The sequence below is a fragment of the Vibrio sp. V31_P5A7T61 genome, from assembly GCF_009904895.1.
In the GTDB taxonomy this organism is placed as follows: domain Bacteria; phylum Pseudomonadota; class Gammaproteobacteria; order Enterobacterales; family Vibrionaceae; genus Vibrio; species Vibrio metschnikovii.
Genome location: NZ_WXWI01000025.1, coordinates 49,213 through 66,492 on the forward strand (window position 1 = coordinate 49,213; position 17,280 = coordinate 66,492).

The 17,280-nt window shown below is 42.6% G+C and carries 12 protein-coding genes; 8 read left to right on the forward strand and 4 right to left on the reverse strand.

Annotation, left to right across the window (positions count from 1 at the left end; all coding sequences use genetic code 11):
* Positions 1-111 precede the first annotated feature (111 nt).
* The gene (locus CAG58_RS05165) at positions 112-1,980 is read left to right on the forward strand and encodes a methyl-accepting chemotaxis protein (RefSeq protein WP_158138574.1); all 1,869 of its coding nucleotides are present in this window, start codon (positions 112-114) and stop codon (positions 1,978-1,980) included.
* A 70-nt stretch (positions 1,981-2,050) separates the two neighbouring features.
* On the opposite strand, the gene CAG58_RS05170 is transcribed toward CAG58_RS05165, so the two are convergent.
* Positions 2,051-4,264 carry a YgiQ family radical SAM protein gene (locus CAG58_RS05170; protein WP_161426540.1) on the reverse strand — a complete coding sequence of 738 codons (2,214 nt, stop codon included), beginning with the start codon at positions 4,262-4,264 and terminating at the stop codon, positions 2,051-2,053.
* A gap of 255 nt (positions 4,265-4,519) precedes the next feature.
* On the opposite strand from CAG58_RS05170, the gene CAG58_RS05175 reads away from it, so the two are divergent.
* Positions 4,520-6,988, forward strand: a complete 2,469-nt coding sequence (locus CAG58_RS05175) for a sensor domain-containing phosphodiesterase (RefSeq protein ID WP_237665980.1) — start codon at positions 4,520-4,522, stop codon at positions 6,986-6,988.
* A 115-nt stretch (positions 6,989-7,103) separates the two neighbouring features.
* Here CAG58_RS05175 and CAG58_RS05180 read toward each other — a convergent pair whose 3' ends face one another.
* Positions 7,104-9,866, reverse strand: a complete 2,763-nt coding sequence (locus tag CAG58_RS05180) for a M16 family metallopeptidase (protein WP_161426538.1) — start codon at positions 9,864-9,866, stop codon at positions 7,104-7,106.
* A gap of 195 nt (positions 9,867-10,061) precedes the next feature.
* Here CAG58_RS05180 and CAG58_RS05185 point away from each other — a divergent pair, with 195 nt between their 5' ends.
* Entirely contained in the window at positions 10,062-10,739 is a 678-nt protein-coding gene (locus CAG58_RS05185; protein ID WP_161426537.1) for a hypothetical protein, read from the forward strand.
* Between the two features lie 91 nt (positions 10,740-10,830).
* The gene (locus tag CAG58_RS05190; protein WP_040904231.1) at positions 10,831-11,025 is read left to right on the forward strand and encodes a DUF4250 domain-containing protein; all 195 of its coding nucleotides are present in this window, start codon (positions 10,831-10,833) and stop codon (positions 11,023-11,025) included.
* A 21-nt stretch (positions 11,026-11,046) separates the two neighbouring features.
* On the opposite strand, the gene metR is transcribed toward CAG58_RS05190, so the two are convergent.
* Positions 11,047-11,958 carry an HTH-type transcriptional regulator MetR gene (metR, locus tag CAG58_RS05195; RefSeq protein WP_161426536.1) on the reverse strand — a complete coding sequence of 304 codons (912 nt, stop codon included), beginning with the start codon at positions 11,956-11,958 and terminating at the stop codon, positions 11,047-11,049.
* Between the two features lie 257 nt (positions 11,959-12,215).
* Between metR and metE the strand changes: the two genes are divergently transcribed.
* The gene (gene metE, locus CAG58_RS05200; RefSeq protein ID WP_161426535.1) at positions 12,216-14,507 is read left to right on the forward strand and encodes a 5-methyltetrahydropteroyltriglutamate--homocysteine S-methyltransferase; all 2,292 of its coding nucleotides are present in this window, start codon (positions 12,216-12,218) and stop codon (positions 14,505-14,507) included.
* A gap of 101 nt (positions 14,508-14,608) precedes the next feature.
* Here the strand turns inward: metE and CAG58_RS16805 are convergent, their stop codons facing one another.
* Complete coding sequence (locus CAG58_RS16805; RefSeq protein WP_004395053.1) at positions 14,609-14,776, reverse strand: hypothetical protein; 168 nt, start codon at positions 14,774-14,776, stop codon at positions 14,609-14,611.
* Between the two features lie 295 nt (positions 14,777-15,071).
* Here CAG58_RS16805 and htpX point away from each other — a divergent pair, with 295 nt between their 5' ends.
* From htpX to CAG58_RS05215, 3 genes are all read left to right on the forward strand, one after another.
* Complete coding sequence (gene htpX / locus CAG58_RS05205; protein WP_158143772.1) at positions 15,072-15,935, forward strand: protease HtpX; 864 nt, start codon at positions 15,072-15,074, stop codon at positions 15,933-15,935.
* Positions 15,936-16,126: 191 nt separating this feature from the next.
* Positions 16,127-16,546: a nuclear transport factor 2 family protein gene (locus CAG58_RS05210; protein ID WP_158138566.1), complete on the forward strand. Its 420-nt coding sequence runs from the start codon at positions 16,127-16,129 to the stop codon at positions 16,544-16,546.
* Positions 16,543-17,268 carry an SDR family NAD(P)-dependent oxidoreductase gene (locus CAG58_RS05215; protein ID WP_158143773.1) on the forward strand — a complete coding sequence of 242 codons (726 nt, stop codon included), beginning with the start codon at positions 16,543-16,545 and terminating at the stop codon, positions 17,266-17,268. Before CAG58_RS05210 ends, CAG58_RS05215 begins: the two co-directional genes overlap by 4 nt.
* Positions 17,269-17,280 lie beyond the last annotated feature (12 nt).

Consider the following 17,280-nt stretch of genomic DNA (forward strand, 5'->3'; position numbering starts at 1 on the left):
AACCGATTCGAGCAACGCCACGTTGCGATAATCCCTTTTTCTGACCCAAACAATTAAGGACGTGAGCATGCACAACCATGCATGAAAATAGTTTGCTTTGAGGGATAAACCATGAAATTCAGTCATAAAGTAGTCGCAGCGTCATCCGTGATGCTACTTTTGACGCTGACACTTTTGTCGACGCAACAGTATTTTACTATGCGCTCTGAGATTGAAACTCAAGTGAATAGCAGCGTCGATGAAATTGTTAGTGGGGTACGCAATACGGTGAGTAAAGATCTCAGTGGTAGTAAAGCGTTAGCACAGTATGTTACAGAGCTGGTTCAGGTTGATATTGATCCTCGAAGTGTCGCCGATGTGCTTCGCCAGAGGGCTTTAGCGAAAAGCTTTATTTTGGTCGGGTTTGGCTATGATAAAGATGGCTCTTATGTCGGTAGTGACCCAAGTTGGAACCCGGGAGCAACTTGGGATCCAAGAGTTCGGCCTTGGTATCGTGATGCCAAAAATGCGGGGCAATTAACCATTACCGCGCCCTATGCAGATTCAGCTACGGGAGAAATATTGATCTCGATTGCCACACCAGTTAATTACCGTGGGCAATTTTCAGGGGCAATATTTTTTGATGTTAGTCTTGTGTCTCTTGCCGAACTGGTTAACCAAGTTTCTCTATTTGATGCGGGTTATCTATTTATCGTTTCTGATGATGGTACTACCGTTGCTCACCCTGAAGCGCGTTTTAATGGTGAACCGATGTCGGCTTTCTTACCGAATGTACGTATCAGTCGTGATGTACAAGAAGTGAGGATTAATAATCAAGATTATCAATTACGTTTTGTACCAATCCCCGGTGAAACTTGGTCAGTTGGGGTTTTACTGGATGAGAGTATTGCCTTTGCTGCGGTTGATGATTTACGGCGTAGTGCGTTAATTTACTCGTTACTCGCTTTAGTGGTCAGCACCTTAATTCTTTCTTTCGTGATCCGTATTTTAATGCGCCCATTAGATACTCTCAATGATGCGATTCAAGATGTTGCTTCTGGACAGGGAGACTTGACTAAGCGACTTGATACCAATACCGATTATGAGTTTGCTCGATTAGCCAGCGGCTTTAACCGTTTTACTGAAACTTTACAGCAGTTGATTAAAGAGTCGAAGCAGATTGGTCAACAGATCATGCACAGTACTGAATCTACCGCTCACGGTTTACAAGCGTCGACCGAAGCAATGCAAAGTCAAATGCATGAGGTGGAGCAGTTGGCAACGGCAATGAATGAAATGGCCGCGACAGCAATGAATGTGGCTGGTAATGCGCAAGGCGCAGCTTCAGCTGCGCAAGAAGCAGATAACGCCACGGAGCAAGGCTCTGAAGTGGTATCACACACCACAGAAGCGATTAATTCCCTAGCGTTACGTATCGATCAAGCAGTAGAAGAGGTCAAGCAATTAGAAAGTGCGACCTCAAACATCGAGACTATTTTAAAAGTCATTAATGATATTGCCGATCAAACTAACCTATTGGCCTTGAATGCCGCGATTGAAGCAGCGCGAGCCGGAGAATCAGGTCGTGGTTTTGCGGTTGTGGCCGATGAAGTGCGTACACTTGCCCAACGAACGCAACAATCGACCACTGAGATTCGCAGTATGATCGAACAACTGCAAGTGGGATCAAGCTCAGTCGCTGGAGCGATGAGACAAAGTAAAGACACGGCAACAGAAACTGTCGCCAAGGCGAGCGAAGCCAATGATGCTTTATTGCGTATCCGTCAAGCGATTCAGCAAATTAGTGATATGAATATGCAAATCGCGTCGGCGGCTGAAGAGCAAAGCTTGGTTGCTGAAGAAATTAATACGAATACGGTGAAAATTAAAGACTTATCGGTACAAGTATCGGATACCGCGAGCCAATCAAACCAACAGATGCAAGAGCAGCTTGAAGATGTTCGTCGTCAAGAGGCAGTGATGAACAAGTTTATTGTTTAATTCTCTCTCCTTTAATAAAAAAACTCAGGCGGTTTGCCTGAGTTTTTTATATCCAATATAAGCTAAGCGATTAAGGGCGAGCGGATTTAGCGGTTGGTTTGGTGGTGTGGCTTTTCCCTTTAGGCGATGATGTTTTTTTAGCCGCATGAGGTTTGGTATTGCTGCGCAGTGCATCAAATCCAGGTTGGGTATTGGTATGCTTGGTGGCAAACCGATTGGCACCGTGGCGTCCCGACTTACGTCGTTGCGCAGGAGTGCGAGCGTCAACATCATCAGCGGGTACTAAACAGGTTGCTTTGTCTCCGATTAAATGTTTCTTGCCCATGTTAATCAGAGCTTCACGGATCAAAGGCCAGTTAAGCGGATCATGGTAACGTAGTAATGCTTTATGCAATCGACGTTGGCGCTCACCTTTAGCGACAGTAACCTCTTCCCGTTTTTTGTATTTGACTCGTTTTAATGGGTTGGTTTCTGAGTAATACATTGCTGTCGCGTTACACATCGGTGATGGGTAGAAGTTTTGTACCTGATCACATTGATAGTTATTAGACTTTAACCACAGCGCAAGGTTGAGCATGTCCTCATCCTCGGTACCTGGATGAGCAGAAATAAAGTAAGGGATTAAATACTGTTTTTTACCCGCTTCCGCACTGTATTTCTCAAACATCTCTTTAAAACGGTTATAGGTGCCCATACCCGGTTTCATCATCAGATCGAGCGGGTTCTTTTCGGTATGTTCAGGAGCAATTTTTAGATAACCGCCAACGTGGTGAGTGACCAGTTCACGGACATACTCTGGAGATTCAATTGCTAAATCATAGCGTACACCAGAAGCAATCATCACTTTTTTGATGCCCTTTACCTTGCGCGCTTCACGATAAAGATCAATGGTATGTTTATGATCAGTATTGAGTTTATGGCAAATACCCGGAAAAACACACGATGGACGACGACAGTTCATTTCTGCTTTAGGATCGCTACAACCCAAACGGTACATATTGGCGGTTGGACCTCCTAAATCGGAGATCGTCCCAGTAAATCCTGGCACTTTATCGCGAATTTCTTCCATCTCATGGAGGATTGACTCTTTTGAGCGGTTTTGAATAATTCGTCCTTCATGCTCAGTAATTGAGCAAAATGAACACCCCCCAAAGCAGCCACGCATGATATTTACTGAGGTCTTGATCATGTCGTAAGCGGGGATTTTTGCTTGGCCGTATTGAGGATGAGGCACTCGGGCGTAATTTAATCCAAATACGTAATCCATCTCTTCGGTGGTGAGTGGGATTGGGGCTTGGTTGACCCACAATTCACGATCACCATGGCGCTGAATTAATGCACGTCCCGAATAGGGATTGGTTTCTAAATGCAATACGCGGCTCGCATGGGCGTATAATATCCGGTCATTATTCAGTTTTTCGAAGGCTGGTAAGCGCACGGCTGTCGTCGCTGCATCGTGACGAGAAGGGCGAATGGTGATTGGCTTGGCTTCGGCTTCTTTTTCCTGATTAGTCTCACACTGGGTTTCTACTGCATAAGGGTTTATCGGTACAAACGCTTTACCCGGTTTTTCAATCCGTGAAGAGTCAATGATCGTGTAATGTTCGGGTGCTGCAGGAAGGATAACCGCCGTGCCGCGGATATTGGTCATCTCAGTGATAGCGTCGCCATTAGCCAAACGATGGGCGACTTCGACTAAAGCACGCTCGGCGTTACCAAACAACAAAATATCTGCTTTGGAATCGAACAGCACCGAGCGACGAACTTTATCAGACCAATAATCATAATGAGCAACGCGGCGTAAGCTCGCTTCAATACCACCTAAGACTAATGGGACATCTTTATAAGCTTCTCGGCAGCGTTGAGAATAGACTAACGTGGCGCGATCAGGACGCTTACCACCTTTATTATTTGGCGTATAGGCATCATCATGGCGCAGCTTTTTATCAGAGGTGTAGCGGTTAATCATCGAGTCCATATTGCCTGCGGTGATGCCAAAAAAGAGATTTGGCTTACCGAGGGCCATAAAAGCCTCTTTATTATGCCATTCAGGCTGTGCAATGATACCGACCCGAAAACCTTGCGCTTCTAGTAAGCGGCCAATGATCGCCATCCCAAAACTGGGATGATCAACATACGCATCGCCAGTGACAATAATAATATCGCAGCTATCCCATCCTAGCGCATCCATCTCTTGCTTACTGGTAGGAAGAAAGGGTGCCGTTCCAAAACATTCAGCCCAGTATTTTTTGTAGTGATGGATAGGAGTGATCTTGCTGTGCATATTTTAACCTCTGATAGATGAGCCGCGCATTATAACGACTTGTATCAGTAGTATCTAGGGCATGTTGAACTTTATCTTTTTCTCTGTATTTGCCATCATGGAGCATAAAATTCAAGCCGTTATCTGTTATTCACAGTGTCTTCCTATGACTTGCCCTATAATATAATTCTGTGTTTGTATTTACTGCGTTCAGTTGACTGATTGGGTAGAGTGTTACAGAACAATCAGTAATTATCTTGAGTGGGAGCGATGGTGATGGAAATGGATTCTCGGGAGCGGGCGCAGAAACAAAGGTTATCTGAAGCAGGGTATCGCTCCATCAACTGGTCACTCGACCTCAAGACTCATCAATTTTCTTGTGATCAACGAGTTATCAATGATCTACTTGATACACAACATTCTTTTACTCACATTAAAGATTTTCTGCGTCATATGACACCCAATAAAGCAGCAGAAATGAAGCGTTGTTTTAAGTTTGTGATAGAAACGGGGGCCATTCATTACTTTAGTTGTAGTTTAGTGATCCCTAATCAGGCATTAACTTATGTCGAATTTTGTATTGAACGAGCATCAGCGGACTCATTGAAAGGTTCGATAACACCGTTAATTCAACTAGATTCCTTAAAAGAGTTAGCTCACCTTTTTGAAGGCGTCTTTGATAATCCGCATCATGGTTTGATTTTAACTGATGAACAAACCCAGGTATTGGCATGTAACCGTTACTTCGAACAACATTCAGGCTTTAAACAACACGAATTACTGGGTAAAAAAGCAAGTGTTTTTAATGCGAATAAGCACTCCAACGAGTTTTTCCAATCTATGTGGCAACATATTCATCATCATGGCTATTGGAGTGGTGCTATTTTAAATCGTCGAGCATCAGGTAAGGTTGCCCCTCAAGAATTAACGATTCAGAAAATAAAATTGCAAGATGGACGTGTGTTCTTTTTAGGAATGACACTTAATCTTGAAAATCAATTAGAGAGTGTGGCAGAAAAGTCATTAGGTCATATTGACCTTCTGACTCAATTACCGATAGAAGAAAAATTTAAAGAACTATTAGAACTTTATTATCAAGATCATCAAGATGATACAACATTAATTGTTTTAGCTTTTCAACCCAGTTTCTCAATCGAGCAACATCATGCAGAAATGTTGATATTATCGAGCTTTCTAACCCAATGTGAAGAAGTTAAAGTCGTTGGTTATTTAGGCAAAGGGATTTACACGGTTTGTTTATCTTGCTCTTCATGTATAAAGAGTAGCGATTTTAGGCATATTCAGGATGCTATAAGGCGTTTTATGTATGAATTAAAACGTGAACCTAGTATACACAATGCAGTGATTCGCGGGCGAATTGGTGTCTCTATCATGGGGCTCGATGCCAAAACGTCATCGAGAATGGTCACTCATGCCATGCAGGCGATGCTTGAGCAACATGCTGGTGAATCGAAAACGATTAGTTTCTATCACAGTGAGATACATCAACAAGTTAAGCGTCGAAAATCTTTAGAGGATTTAGTGAGCAAAGCGATTTCTGAAAGAGATCTCGAGGTACATTATCAGCCGATTGTCGATACCAAAACTTGGGAAATCGTAAAGTTTGAAGCGTTATGCCGTTTTAAACCGACTAAGGATAATGCATTCACGACTCAAGAAATGATCAGTATTGCTGAGGATCTTAACTTGATCAGCGAGTTAGATAGAACGGTCGGTATTCTCTCTTTACAAGCTTTACCTAAGATTAAGATGTTATTTGGGCAACATATCGGATTAACCATTAATCGCTCTTTTAATAGCAAAATGGATGCGGTGCAAATATTAACCAATACCTTAGAAATGATAGAAAATCACACCGATAGCCCACAATCAATTACGATAGAATTAACAGAAAGTGCTTATTTCGATAGCCAGTCAAAGCAAGCTAACGCATTAAAATCACTACGTGAACAAGGTGTGACCGTTGCGATTGATGATTTTGGTACTGGATATTCTTCGTTTACTTATTTAAGTGATTGTCATTTTGATTATTTAAAAATCGATCGTGAGTTTGTTACTGATATTCAGCTTGGTAGTAATAAATGCAAAATAGTAAATATGATCATTGGATTATGTCATAGTCTAGGGATTAAGGTTGTTGCAGAAGGGGTCGAAACTGAACAAGAAGTGATGGTATTAAAGTCATTGGGCGTCGATTATATGCAAGGCTATTTCTTTTCTAAACCATTGCCTTTTACATTATTACATCAAGCGAAAAATTATCGTCGAAATTTAGTTACAATCGATACTGAACCTGATCAACAACAAAAGAAAACCAGCTTAATCCATTTATTTAAAGGTAAACCGCATCTTGATCCGAGTGAGCCCCTCTCTTTAGTCGACAAGTATTTTAAAGTGACACAAACTGACGCACTACCGGTTATCAATAAAGGGGTTTGTGTTGGAATTGTGCTAAGAGAGACGTTAAATTTGCACTTAACCCCAACGATGGGGACTGAGCTGGAAACGATGCGTGAAGCCGCGATTTGGCGACGACCTGTTAATCAGTTAATGCAAATCCATTTTACTCAACTCAATGCGGATACCAAACAAGATAAAATCTCGGAATTAATCAGTAACGAAACCCCCTTTCCTTGGGTTTTGGTGGATGGTGAGAAGTATAAAGGTTTACTAACACAAGCGGATGTCTTGCTGCATTTAGCAGAAAGACAACCGTGTTTGTAATTAGCTATGGCGTTATGGCCCATTCTTTATCCTAAAATACCCATAATCGACTTGAGTGCTTTAGTACGTCGTTTGGGTATCTCGGTTTAGAGCAGCTTTGCCTTAGAGCAATAGATTAACCGCTCTGTTTAGGTGTCATTATGCTGATTTGCTTGATACTTGTATCACCAAACATTTGCTTTGCTCGATGCTGCATCTCTTCAGCACGAATGCTATTCGCCGTATCTTCGATATTCATTAGAGCTTCAATACCATAACCATGAATAAGGTAACGGCTAAGCATTGATGCCATTTGTTCTGGTCTATCTTGTAATGGTTTTAAATCTACGATGAGTTGTTTCGCGACAGTTTGTACTTCTTCTTGGCTGATATGCTGCGTTAAACTCTCGATAACTTCCTGAACAGCTTGTTGTGTTTGCTCAACATAAGCGGAATCAATGGTGGTAATAAATGACCAATCAGAACTCGGTTCACTATCCTTATTGAGTGGGATAACCTCAGGGGTATAATCCAACCCTTTATTTTCTCTAATGTTGGCTAATAATCTTTGTGTCGCTAAGCGATAGAGCATGTCTTCTAGGAACACGGTTTTTGCGCTTTTGACTGAGGAATCAGCAGCAATATAACGATGAACAATCAGAGTGTGGTTGTCTGTATTTATCGGTAATTCTAATTGTGAACTGATGGAGGTTGAATAGTCCGCAGTAAGTCTAAGTGGTTGCGATGGCGCTAGTGGAATATTAGCAATATATTGACGTAATAAGGGAGTGATGGTCGAGGGTGTCACATCGCCAACGATAACCAAAGTAAAGTTACCTTGCTGAAAGAGTTGTTGATGCACTTGCATGACTTGATCTGCCGTCGGAATCGGTTGATCTTGAGTATCCCTAAACCAATGAGCACTGCTCGGATTATAAGAATCATGGCTAACGGCTTTAATGAGTTGACCAAGGGGCGTCGCCACAAACTGACTTAAGTTAGCTCTGTGTTGCTGATTGGTCGTATCCAGTTTTATGAGATCAAGATTTGGCCGTGTAGAGAACTGGTGAATCATGGCGAACCCTTCATCTAAATCCTTTTGATTCATTTCCAATCTTAACCAGTGTGAGGTGGTATCAATAAAGGTTGCCATCGACATGTTTTTGCGTTTCAAGTAGCTGTCCGTTTGTGCTCCATTCATGTCACCCAAACCCGATTGCATCAGAACGGTCGGTGAAATATCGGTTGCATAAAATAGGTCATTGGGTAAAGCAGCGTAGCCACCTAAGCTAGAGTAAAAAAGTTGCAGCTTTTTTTTCCCACTATATGTTCTTAATAAATAAGCATCTACACCATTTTCTAATTGCCAATGAACAATATCAGGGTCGGTGTGGATAGACTGTGAGCTAATAATCTCTCCTTGTTGTATCGGTTGATACAATGCAGGATTAATGTCGGCTATTTCAGTTTTTATCCCACGGCGTTGCTTGGTTTTTTGTATATGATCTCGTTGATTGGTGAGTTTGGATAAAGTTTCTTGTCGATCAGCACCAATAATTATGGTGGCATCACTACGCAGTAACTGTTTTAAGTGACGATTGACCTCTTCAACAGAAGCTTTGCTGAGTAACTGTTTTAGACCATACTGAAAATCGAGGTCACTTTGTAGTACCTCTTGGTTAGAGATAGCCCAAACTCGATCATTCGCATGTTCAGGGGGTAACCGATTATGCTTGTTTTGAGTCGCATACAGGAGGTCATCTTGGTACGAATGAAGTACCGCCTGTAGCTCTTGCTCGCTGACGCCAAAATCACGGAGTGACGACAATGTCGATAAGGTAAGGTCGGTGACCATGCCTCTTTGTTGGTAAGGAAAAGCCACACTGATCAGAGAATAGCGTTGATCAAGTATACGATAACTGATCGTATGTAATTGAGTATGAACTTGTGCGGCTTGATTAAACTCGGCAGCAAGTCGATAAGAGATGAGTTGTTCAGCAATATTATCTAGACGATGATTAATTAACTGTTCGTGATTGGTAATACGATGTTCTCCACGATCGATTAACAGAGAAAAACTTGGGTGTTCACCAGTCGCGACGTAATCAATAAAATCTTGTGTATCCAATTTTGTTTGACTTGGAAGAACTGGGCGACGTGTTTCACCAGCCTGCCAGTCAGCAAAGTACTCTTGTATCCATTTTTCACCTTGTTCGAGAGTGACATTACCCGTAATGACAATTTCTGTTAATTGAGGTTGATACCACGTTTGATAAAAGGTTTTTAGGCGTTCAGGAGTCGCTTGTTGAACACTATCTCGCGTTCCTAATACGTCATGTTGAGCATAAATCGTTTTTGCGATTAATTGCTCATAAAATTTTTGTTCAAATGGTTTATCGTCACTTATTCGATAACGAAATTCACCCATGATCACGCCTTTTTCTTTTTCAACTTCTTGCGGCGTAAAATGTAGACCGTCGGCAATATCTCTAAACCAGAGTAATGCTTTGTCTATCGCTAGGTTATCCGGCAAATCGAGGCTATAGACGGTTTCTTTGTAGCTAGTAAATGCATTCAGGTCGGCCCCAAAACTGGCTCCGGTCTGCTGCACCATCTTAATCACATCATTATGTTGGTAATGGATACTGCCATTAAAAGCCATATGTTCGACGAAATGCGCGTAGCCGGATTGTTCAGGACTTTCTTGTAGCGACCCTGTATGGATATAAAAACGAATGGAAACGGGTTGATGATGATCAGGGTACAGATGATAGGTTAAGCCATTATCTAATTGACCCGTTACCCATCGCTGATCGGCTTGTAAAGGTGTAGTAGGGTGGTGAGAGACACAACCCAGTAAAGAAAGGGAAACTAACCCAGCCATTATTCGTGTGTTCATAGTGACCTCTTGATTTTTTCCGTACTATAAACAAGAAGTCGTTCATGATGGTGCTAGATATTTATGATCCTCGATGAGAATAACGAATCGAATCAATAAGAATGATATGACTGTCAATATTAAAATCGAGGTAGGCAGAGGTGTGACGCTTTTGTTATCATCCCCATCCGTTTTTCATTATGTAACGAAGAATTTATGCTTTATTCCCTATTGAGTGTGATGGCTCCTATGTTATTGGGCGCACAAGTGTTGTTGACCCTCGTGTTGGTCAAAGGCGATATTTGTCCTGGGCAACGGGGGCGAATACATAAAGTGCTGCCTGTGCTGGCTATTTTATGGGTTGCGGTTGCATCATTAAAAGTTGAGGCATTTTTAGTCGTATTTGCTTTGCTTTATTTTTACTCGCAAGTGCAAACTAAAAAAACACGTCAAGAGGGGCCGTTGTGGGTGATGTATCTGGCTGATGGTTTAGCATTAGCCTTCGTCGCTATTTTGATCACTGAAACGGTTAATTGGTCTGCAAGCTTATCTCTGCTCAGCCTGATATTTTTATTAGGCGCGTTATTAGGGCACCTGTTATTAACTATTGCTCGTACGCGTTTACAAGCCTTTCATCGTCTATTGCCAGTGATGGGAATTTTGTCGGCGATGATCGCCACACTCTGTATTGTTCCTTATTCCTATCAACTTGATACGCAATCTCTCTCCGCATTGACTCAACCTTTATTGATAAGTTTTTCATTACTAGTGATAGGTATTGTGGTTTGGTGTTGGCATTTATTATTGGTTAAGCCTGTGAGCAAAGGACAATTGATCCTTGCCCAAACGTTGATTTTGGCTGCGGCTACGGGTTTTCATCATCTTTACCTGTAATTGACTGTGTTTCGAGAGACGGCTCACTTTCCATTCGACTAATTACGACTAAGCTTATTAATAGGGCGTATGGCGATAGAGGAGCATGATGATGGATTTAAGCAATGTGAGCCGTCTTGATGATGCCATTTTACTCGGTATTGTAAATGAGAAGCTGCGGCTTGAATGTGATAGCTTGGGTGAATTGGTCTCAATGTATGAGATGAATGAAGAACATGTGGTTGGTAAGCTGCAAAACTTAGGTTTTAGGTACGACCCTCTCACCAACCAGTTTAAAGCGGTCTAACTTTACGATGCCTATTGATTTTTAAGCCATCTTGACCCCCTCAAGGTGGCTTTTGCATTGTTGGCGAGCAATAGCGAAGAAGGCTTGTAAGTAATGTTTGTTTTTTTCACTATTACGAGTTGCCGCAAATAGCCTGCGCCACAAGCCATCGCCTAGCGGCTTACTGGTGATCAACCCTTGACGTGAAAACTCACTGATCGCCCAATTTGGCAATGTTGCTACTCCTAATCCTGCAGAGACCATCTGCACCAACATCAGAGTGTTATCGGCTTGTTTCCATTTTGCGGGTTCAATACCTGCCGGTTGTAAAAAGTGCTTTACGACATCCAAGCGCTGTTTTTGTACCGGATAGCTCAGCATGGTTTGGTCGGCTAAATCGTGCGCACTAATCGAGGTTTTCTCTGCTAATGGATGAGTGGTTGCCGTGATCAAGCGCATTTCAAAATCAAACAGCGGCTCATAATGCACTTCAGAGCGAGGAAGAATATCTGATGTGATCACTAAATCAAGCTCTCCAGCCAGCAATGCAGGGAGGGGCTCAAAGCCAAAACCAGAAGAAAAATCGAGAGTAACGCTCGGCCAAGCAACTTGATATTCACGTAGCGCAGGCATCAACCATTGAAAGCATGAATGACACTCAATCGCCATGTGTAATCGGCCATTAACGTCTTCTTTTAGACTAGCCAGTTCATTTTCGGCTTTCGCCAGTCTCGGCAGTATTTCATCGGCGACTTTCAATAAAATATCTCCTTCAGAGGTAAAGCGCACAGGACGCGTTTTACGCAAAAAAAGTTGCCCACCAATTCGTGCTTCGAGATCTTTAATTTGATGCGATAGAGCCGATTGCGTTAAGTGGAGACTCGTCGCTGTTGCGGTTAGCGATCCTGTCTCACGTAGCGACACTAAGGTTTTTAAATGTTTAAGTTCTATCATGCGTCACCGTCATCGTTTTATCTTTATTCTGGTCTATTGCTATTTAACTTACGTTGTTTTTTTGGAGCTGTAAACATCTAGATGGCTATTTGGCATTTAAAGAAGTGAAGTTATCGAACATCAACATGAATTTATTTAATAAACAAGTTGAATAATTGGCGATTGTACCGGCCATGGATTAGCGAGATAGTTTGGACATCCGGACATCTTTGGTGCGATGGATGTCTGCAAAAATGAATTATAAAAGGATAACAACCATGGCAACGACAACACATATTCTCGGCTACCCACGTATCGGTGAAAAACGTCAACTGAAATTCGCTTTAGAGCAATACTGGCGAGGTGAGATAACGCAAAATCAATTGCAACAGCTAGGCAGTGACATTCGACAACAAAACTGGCAATGGCAAAAAGATGCAGGATTAAGTTTTGTCACGGCTGGCGATTTTGCTTGGTATGATCATGTGTTAACGACCACCTTGTTACTTGGTCATGTGCCTAAGCGCCATCGTGATGGTTCGCCTGATCTGGATACCTTATTTCGTGTCGGTCGTGGTCAATCGCAAAATAGCTGTGGCTGCAGTGGCAGCGCCGCCTCGGATATGACCAAGTGGTTTAATACCAATTACCACTATATTGTGCCAGAGTTTAGTGCTGATGATAGTTTTGAAGTCAGTTGGCCGCAGCTGTTTGATGAAGTTAATGAAGCGATTAAAGCTGGTCATCAAGTTAAACCCGTGTTGCTAGGGCCATTAAGCTACTTGTATTTAGGTAAAGAGGTCGAAGAAGGATTTGATCGCCTAAGCTTATTACCAAGACTATTAACGGCGTATCAAGCTATTTTGGCTAAATTAGCCAAGCAGGGCGTGACGTGGGTACAAATTGATGAACCGATTTTAGCCCTTGAGTTAGAGCAAAAATGGCAAGATGCGTTTAAATTAGCTTATCAAGTTCTGCAAGGAGAGGTGAAACTGTTACTCACCACGTACTTTGATTCGGTGGTTGATAGCTTAGATAACATTATTGAATTACCGGTCAATGGTTTGCACATCGATCTTTCAGCCGCGCCTCAACAGTTAAATAGCGTGGTTGAGAAGTTACCTCAAGATTGGGTGTTATCGGCAGGGGTGATTAATGGTCGTAATGTATGGCGTGCAGATTTAGCCGCATTATTAACGTCATTACAACCCGTAAAAGAACAATTGGGTGACAGGCTCTGGTTGGCCAGTTCTTGCTCTTTATTACACAGTCCGGTGGATTTGGACTTAGAGTCAACTCTATCAGCGGAGGTGCGCAGCTGGTTTGCTTTTGCCAAGCAAAAAATTACCGAAGTGGCTTTACTCGCGAAAGCGCTCGATGGCGATCAAGCGGCGATCTTAGCTTGCGATACTTACAGCTTACCAATTGTCGCGCGAAAAAGTGCCCTGCATGTTAATAAGCCTCAAGTGCAAACACGTTTACAGAATATTAGCCAAGCACTGGCAGAGCGCAGTGCACCATACAGTGAGCGAGCCCATCATCAGCAAGAAGTATTAGGTTTACCATTATTACCGACGACGACGATTGGTTCTTTCCCACAAACGGGCGATATCCGCGCTGAGCGTAGTGCTTATCGACAAGGTAAATTAACTCAAGATCAATACGAGCAAGCGCTTAAAGGGCATATCGCCGATGCGGTGCAGCGTCAGGAAGCATTAGGTTTAGATGTATTAGTACATGGTGAAGCTGAACGTAATGACATGGTGGAATATTTTGCGGAAAACCTCGCTGGCTTTCAAACCACGCAATTTGGTTGGGTACAGAGTTATGGCTCGCGCTGCGTTAAGCCAGCAATCGTAGTGGCCGATATTGAAAGAGAGCAGCCAATCACAGTAGGTTGGTCGATTTATGCTCAGTCATTAACCAGCAAGCAAATGAAAGGGATGTTAACTGGGCCTGTGACCATTTTATGTTGGACATTCCCACGAGAAGATATTTCTCGTCAGCACATTGCTCAGCAATTAGCACTGGCTTTACGTGATGAAGTTGCTGATCTGCAAGATGCGGGCATCAATATTATTCAGATTGATGAGCCAGCGATTCGTGAAGGTTTGCCGCTGAAAAAGCGCGATCACCAAGCGTATTTACAGTGGGCTGTGGAGGCTTTTAAGATCTCTGCGGCGGTGGCGCGCCCAGAAACACAGATCCATACTCATATGTGCTACAGCGAATTTAACGAAATTATTGATTCTGTCGCTGCGTTAGACGCCGATGTGATTACCATCGAAACCTCACGTTCTAATATGGAATTGCTTAAAGCATTTGAGGTATTTAATTACCCGAATGCGATTGGCCCTGGTGTGTATGATATTCATTCCCCTAATATTCCTTCACAACAATGGATAGAAGGTTTACTCCGTAAGGCGGCGGAAAAAATTCCGGTTGAACGTTTGTGGGTTAATCCGGACTGTGGCTTAAAAACGCGTAATTGGCCAGAGGTGGAAGCGGCATTAAACAACTTGGTGCTTGCAGCAAAAGCACTACGTAATGAGTGGCAAGCAAAAGCTTAACACTTCGGTTGAAGGATGTTTTTCTGTTGAACATAAAAAAGCCGCCATGGGTTTAAATGGCGGCTTTTTTGAGAACGTTCATTTTTTGATGGTTCTCAATCTTATTTATCTTGTGATAGACCGAGTAACGATTGTTGGATATCACTGACTGGTGTTTGCATGGTTGGCTGAGTGGTAATGCCCAATTGCTGTTTTGCTTCTTCAACGGTTAATCCTAGATGACAACACAGTAAATCGATTGCCATTTGGTAGCTATTGACTTCGGCCATGGTGGTAGTTTCCTTTGCTTGCTGTGATATATCCGCTTTTTAGCTGAATCTGCAAATAGTTTGCTTATAGCCATTGACTTAGATCAATCTAATCGCTTTAACTACGCCCCTCAATAAGACCAAAGTCTAACTTTTTACTGATCGGATCTGTTGGTTAATTTCTCGGACATTAAATGTTGCAATTTAGCACTTAACCTTGAATATTAAATCGATAACACTATCTCTATATAAAAGTAAAAGTTGACTGATATATCATCGGTACAATTAATCAAAACATCCTATTTGGAGAGAAGTAATGAAGCGAGTATTTTTATTCTTAGCAACCAACCTAGCCGTTGTGCTGGTGCTCAGTGTTGTTCTGAATATCGTTTATGCAACAACAGGCATTCAGCATGGTAGTTTGTCTGGCTTGCTAGTTTTGGCAGCGGTATTTGGTTTTGGTGGTTCATTTATTTCACTTCTTATGTCAAAAAGTATGGCTCTGCGCTCGGTAGGAGGCAGAGTCATTGAAACGCCACGCAATGAGATGGAACATTGGTTACTGCAAACCGTCGAGCGTCAAGCGCAGCAAGCGGGTATTGGTATGCCGACCGTGGCGATTTATGATGCTCCTGATATGAACGCATTTGCTACAGGTGCCAAGCGTAACGACTCGTTAGTCGCTGTATCGACCGGTCTATTGCACAACATGACTCGTGATGAAGCAGAAGCGGTATTAGCCCATGAGGTAAGCCATATTGCTAATGGTGACATGGTAACCATGACATTGATGCAAGGCGTGGTGAATACCTTCGTGATATTCCTATCGCGTTTTATCGCTAATATTGTTTCTTCTCGCAACTCAGATGAAGGGCAAGGTAGCAATATGATGGTTTACTTTGGTGTCTCTATGGCTTTGGAATTGGTGTTTGGTTTCTTAGCCAGCTTTATCACTATGTGGTATAGCCGCCATCGTGAATTTCATGCGGATGCAGGCGCTGCTCAACTAGTGGGTAAACACAAAATGATTGCCGCTTTAGAGCGTTTGAAAATGAGTCACGAGTCGCAGTTAGAGGGGTCGATGATGGCGTTTGGTATTAACGGTAAGCGTACGGTTATGGAGCTATTGATGAGCCATCCACCGTTAGATAAACGTATTGCCGCATTACGTAACTCATAATCCATTATTTATCATTCATTAACCAGCCTTCGGGCTGGTTTTTCTTTTTTATCGATTGATCGTTTTATCTCTTCATGTCGTATCTCATTTTTATAAAGTTGTACAAAATTTTTTTTGTACAACTTTATAAAATGCACTATCTTATCATTATATTGTACGAAAAATTATTTTGTATAACTACGAGGTTCCACATGGATGTTCAAACGGTTGGTCAATTCTACTGTCAGCTCAGCAAGCATACTTTGCATCGTTTGCCTGAAATTTACCATCAACACGTGGTTTTCGCTGACGCTGCACACCGTATTGAAGGTCTAGAAAGCTTACATCAGTACTTTGTTAACCTTTATCAGAATGTGCAGCGATGTGAATTTACTATTCATGAACAACATCAAATTGAACAAACGGCTTTTCTCGTCTGGACGATGCACTTACAGCATCCTAAGCTTGCCAGTGGTCGAGTGATTGATGTTCAGGGTATGAGCCAGATTAAGTTTCAAGACGATAAAGTCATTTATCATCGAGATTATTTTGATTTAGGTGAAATGCTCTACGAGCAATTACCGCTGCTGGGTAGCTTAGTTCGCGCGGTGAAACGGAGGTTAGGCCAATGAATGGTGTCTTGATCACCGGAGCCAGTTCAGGCATAGGTTTGCAGCTTGCTAAAGATTATGCTCAACAAGGTTGGTCGGTGATTGCTTGTGGGCGTAATTTGACGGCATTGCAAACATTACAAGCCGAGTATCCCACGATTGAAATTCTGATTGCCGATGTCACTGATCGTCATGCCACACTCAACGCTTTATCTTCTTTGACGGTGGTTCCAACCCTTTGGATTCTCAATGCCGGAAGTTGTGAATACATTGATGATGGCGTCATGGACTCTGCATTATTAGGCCGCGTTTTTGAGGTTAATGTACTGGGTATTGCGCACTGCATTGAGGGCATTCAACCTTATCTAACTCAGGGACATCGAGTGGCTTTTGTTGGCTCTATCGCCAGTGAGCTTCCCCTGCCAAGAGCGGAAGCTTATGGTGCTTCAAAAGCGGCGGTCAACTACTTGGCTCGAACGTTACGATTAGATTGGCAAGCCAAGGGGGTAGAGGTTACGACCATCTTCCCGGGTTTTGTCACTACACCTTTGACCGATAAAAATACCTTTCCTATGCCGATGATCATTACCGTCGAGCAAGCCTCTTTGGCGATCAGGCAAGGACTGGCCAAAGGTAAGCAGAGCATATATTTTCCTGCGGTATTTACTTGGATCATTCGTTTAATTGCAGCACTGCCTTACCGCTGGCAGCACGCTATTGTCAAACGATTAGTTGGCGCATAGAAGGACAACATA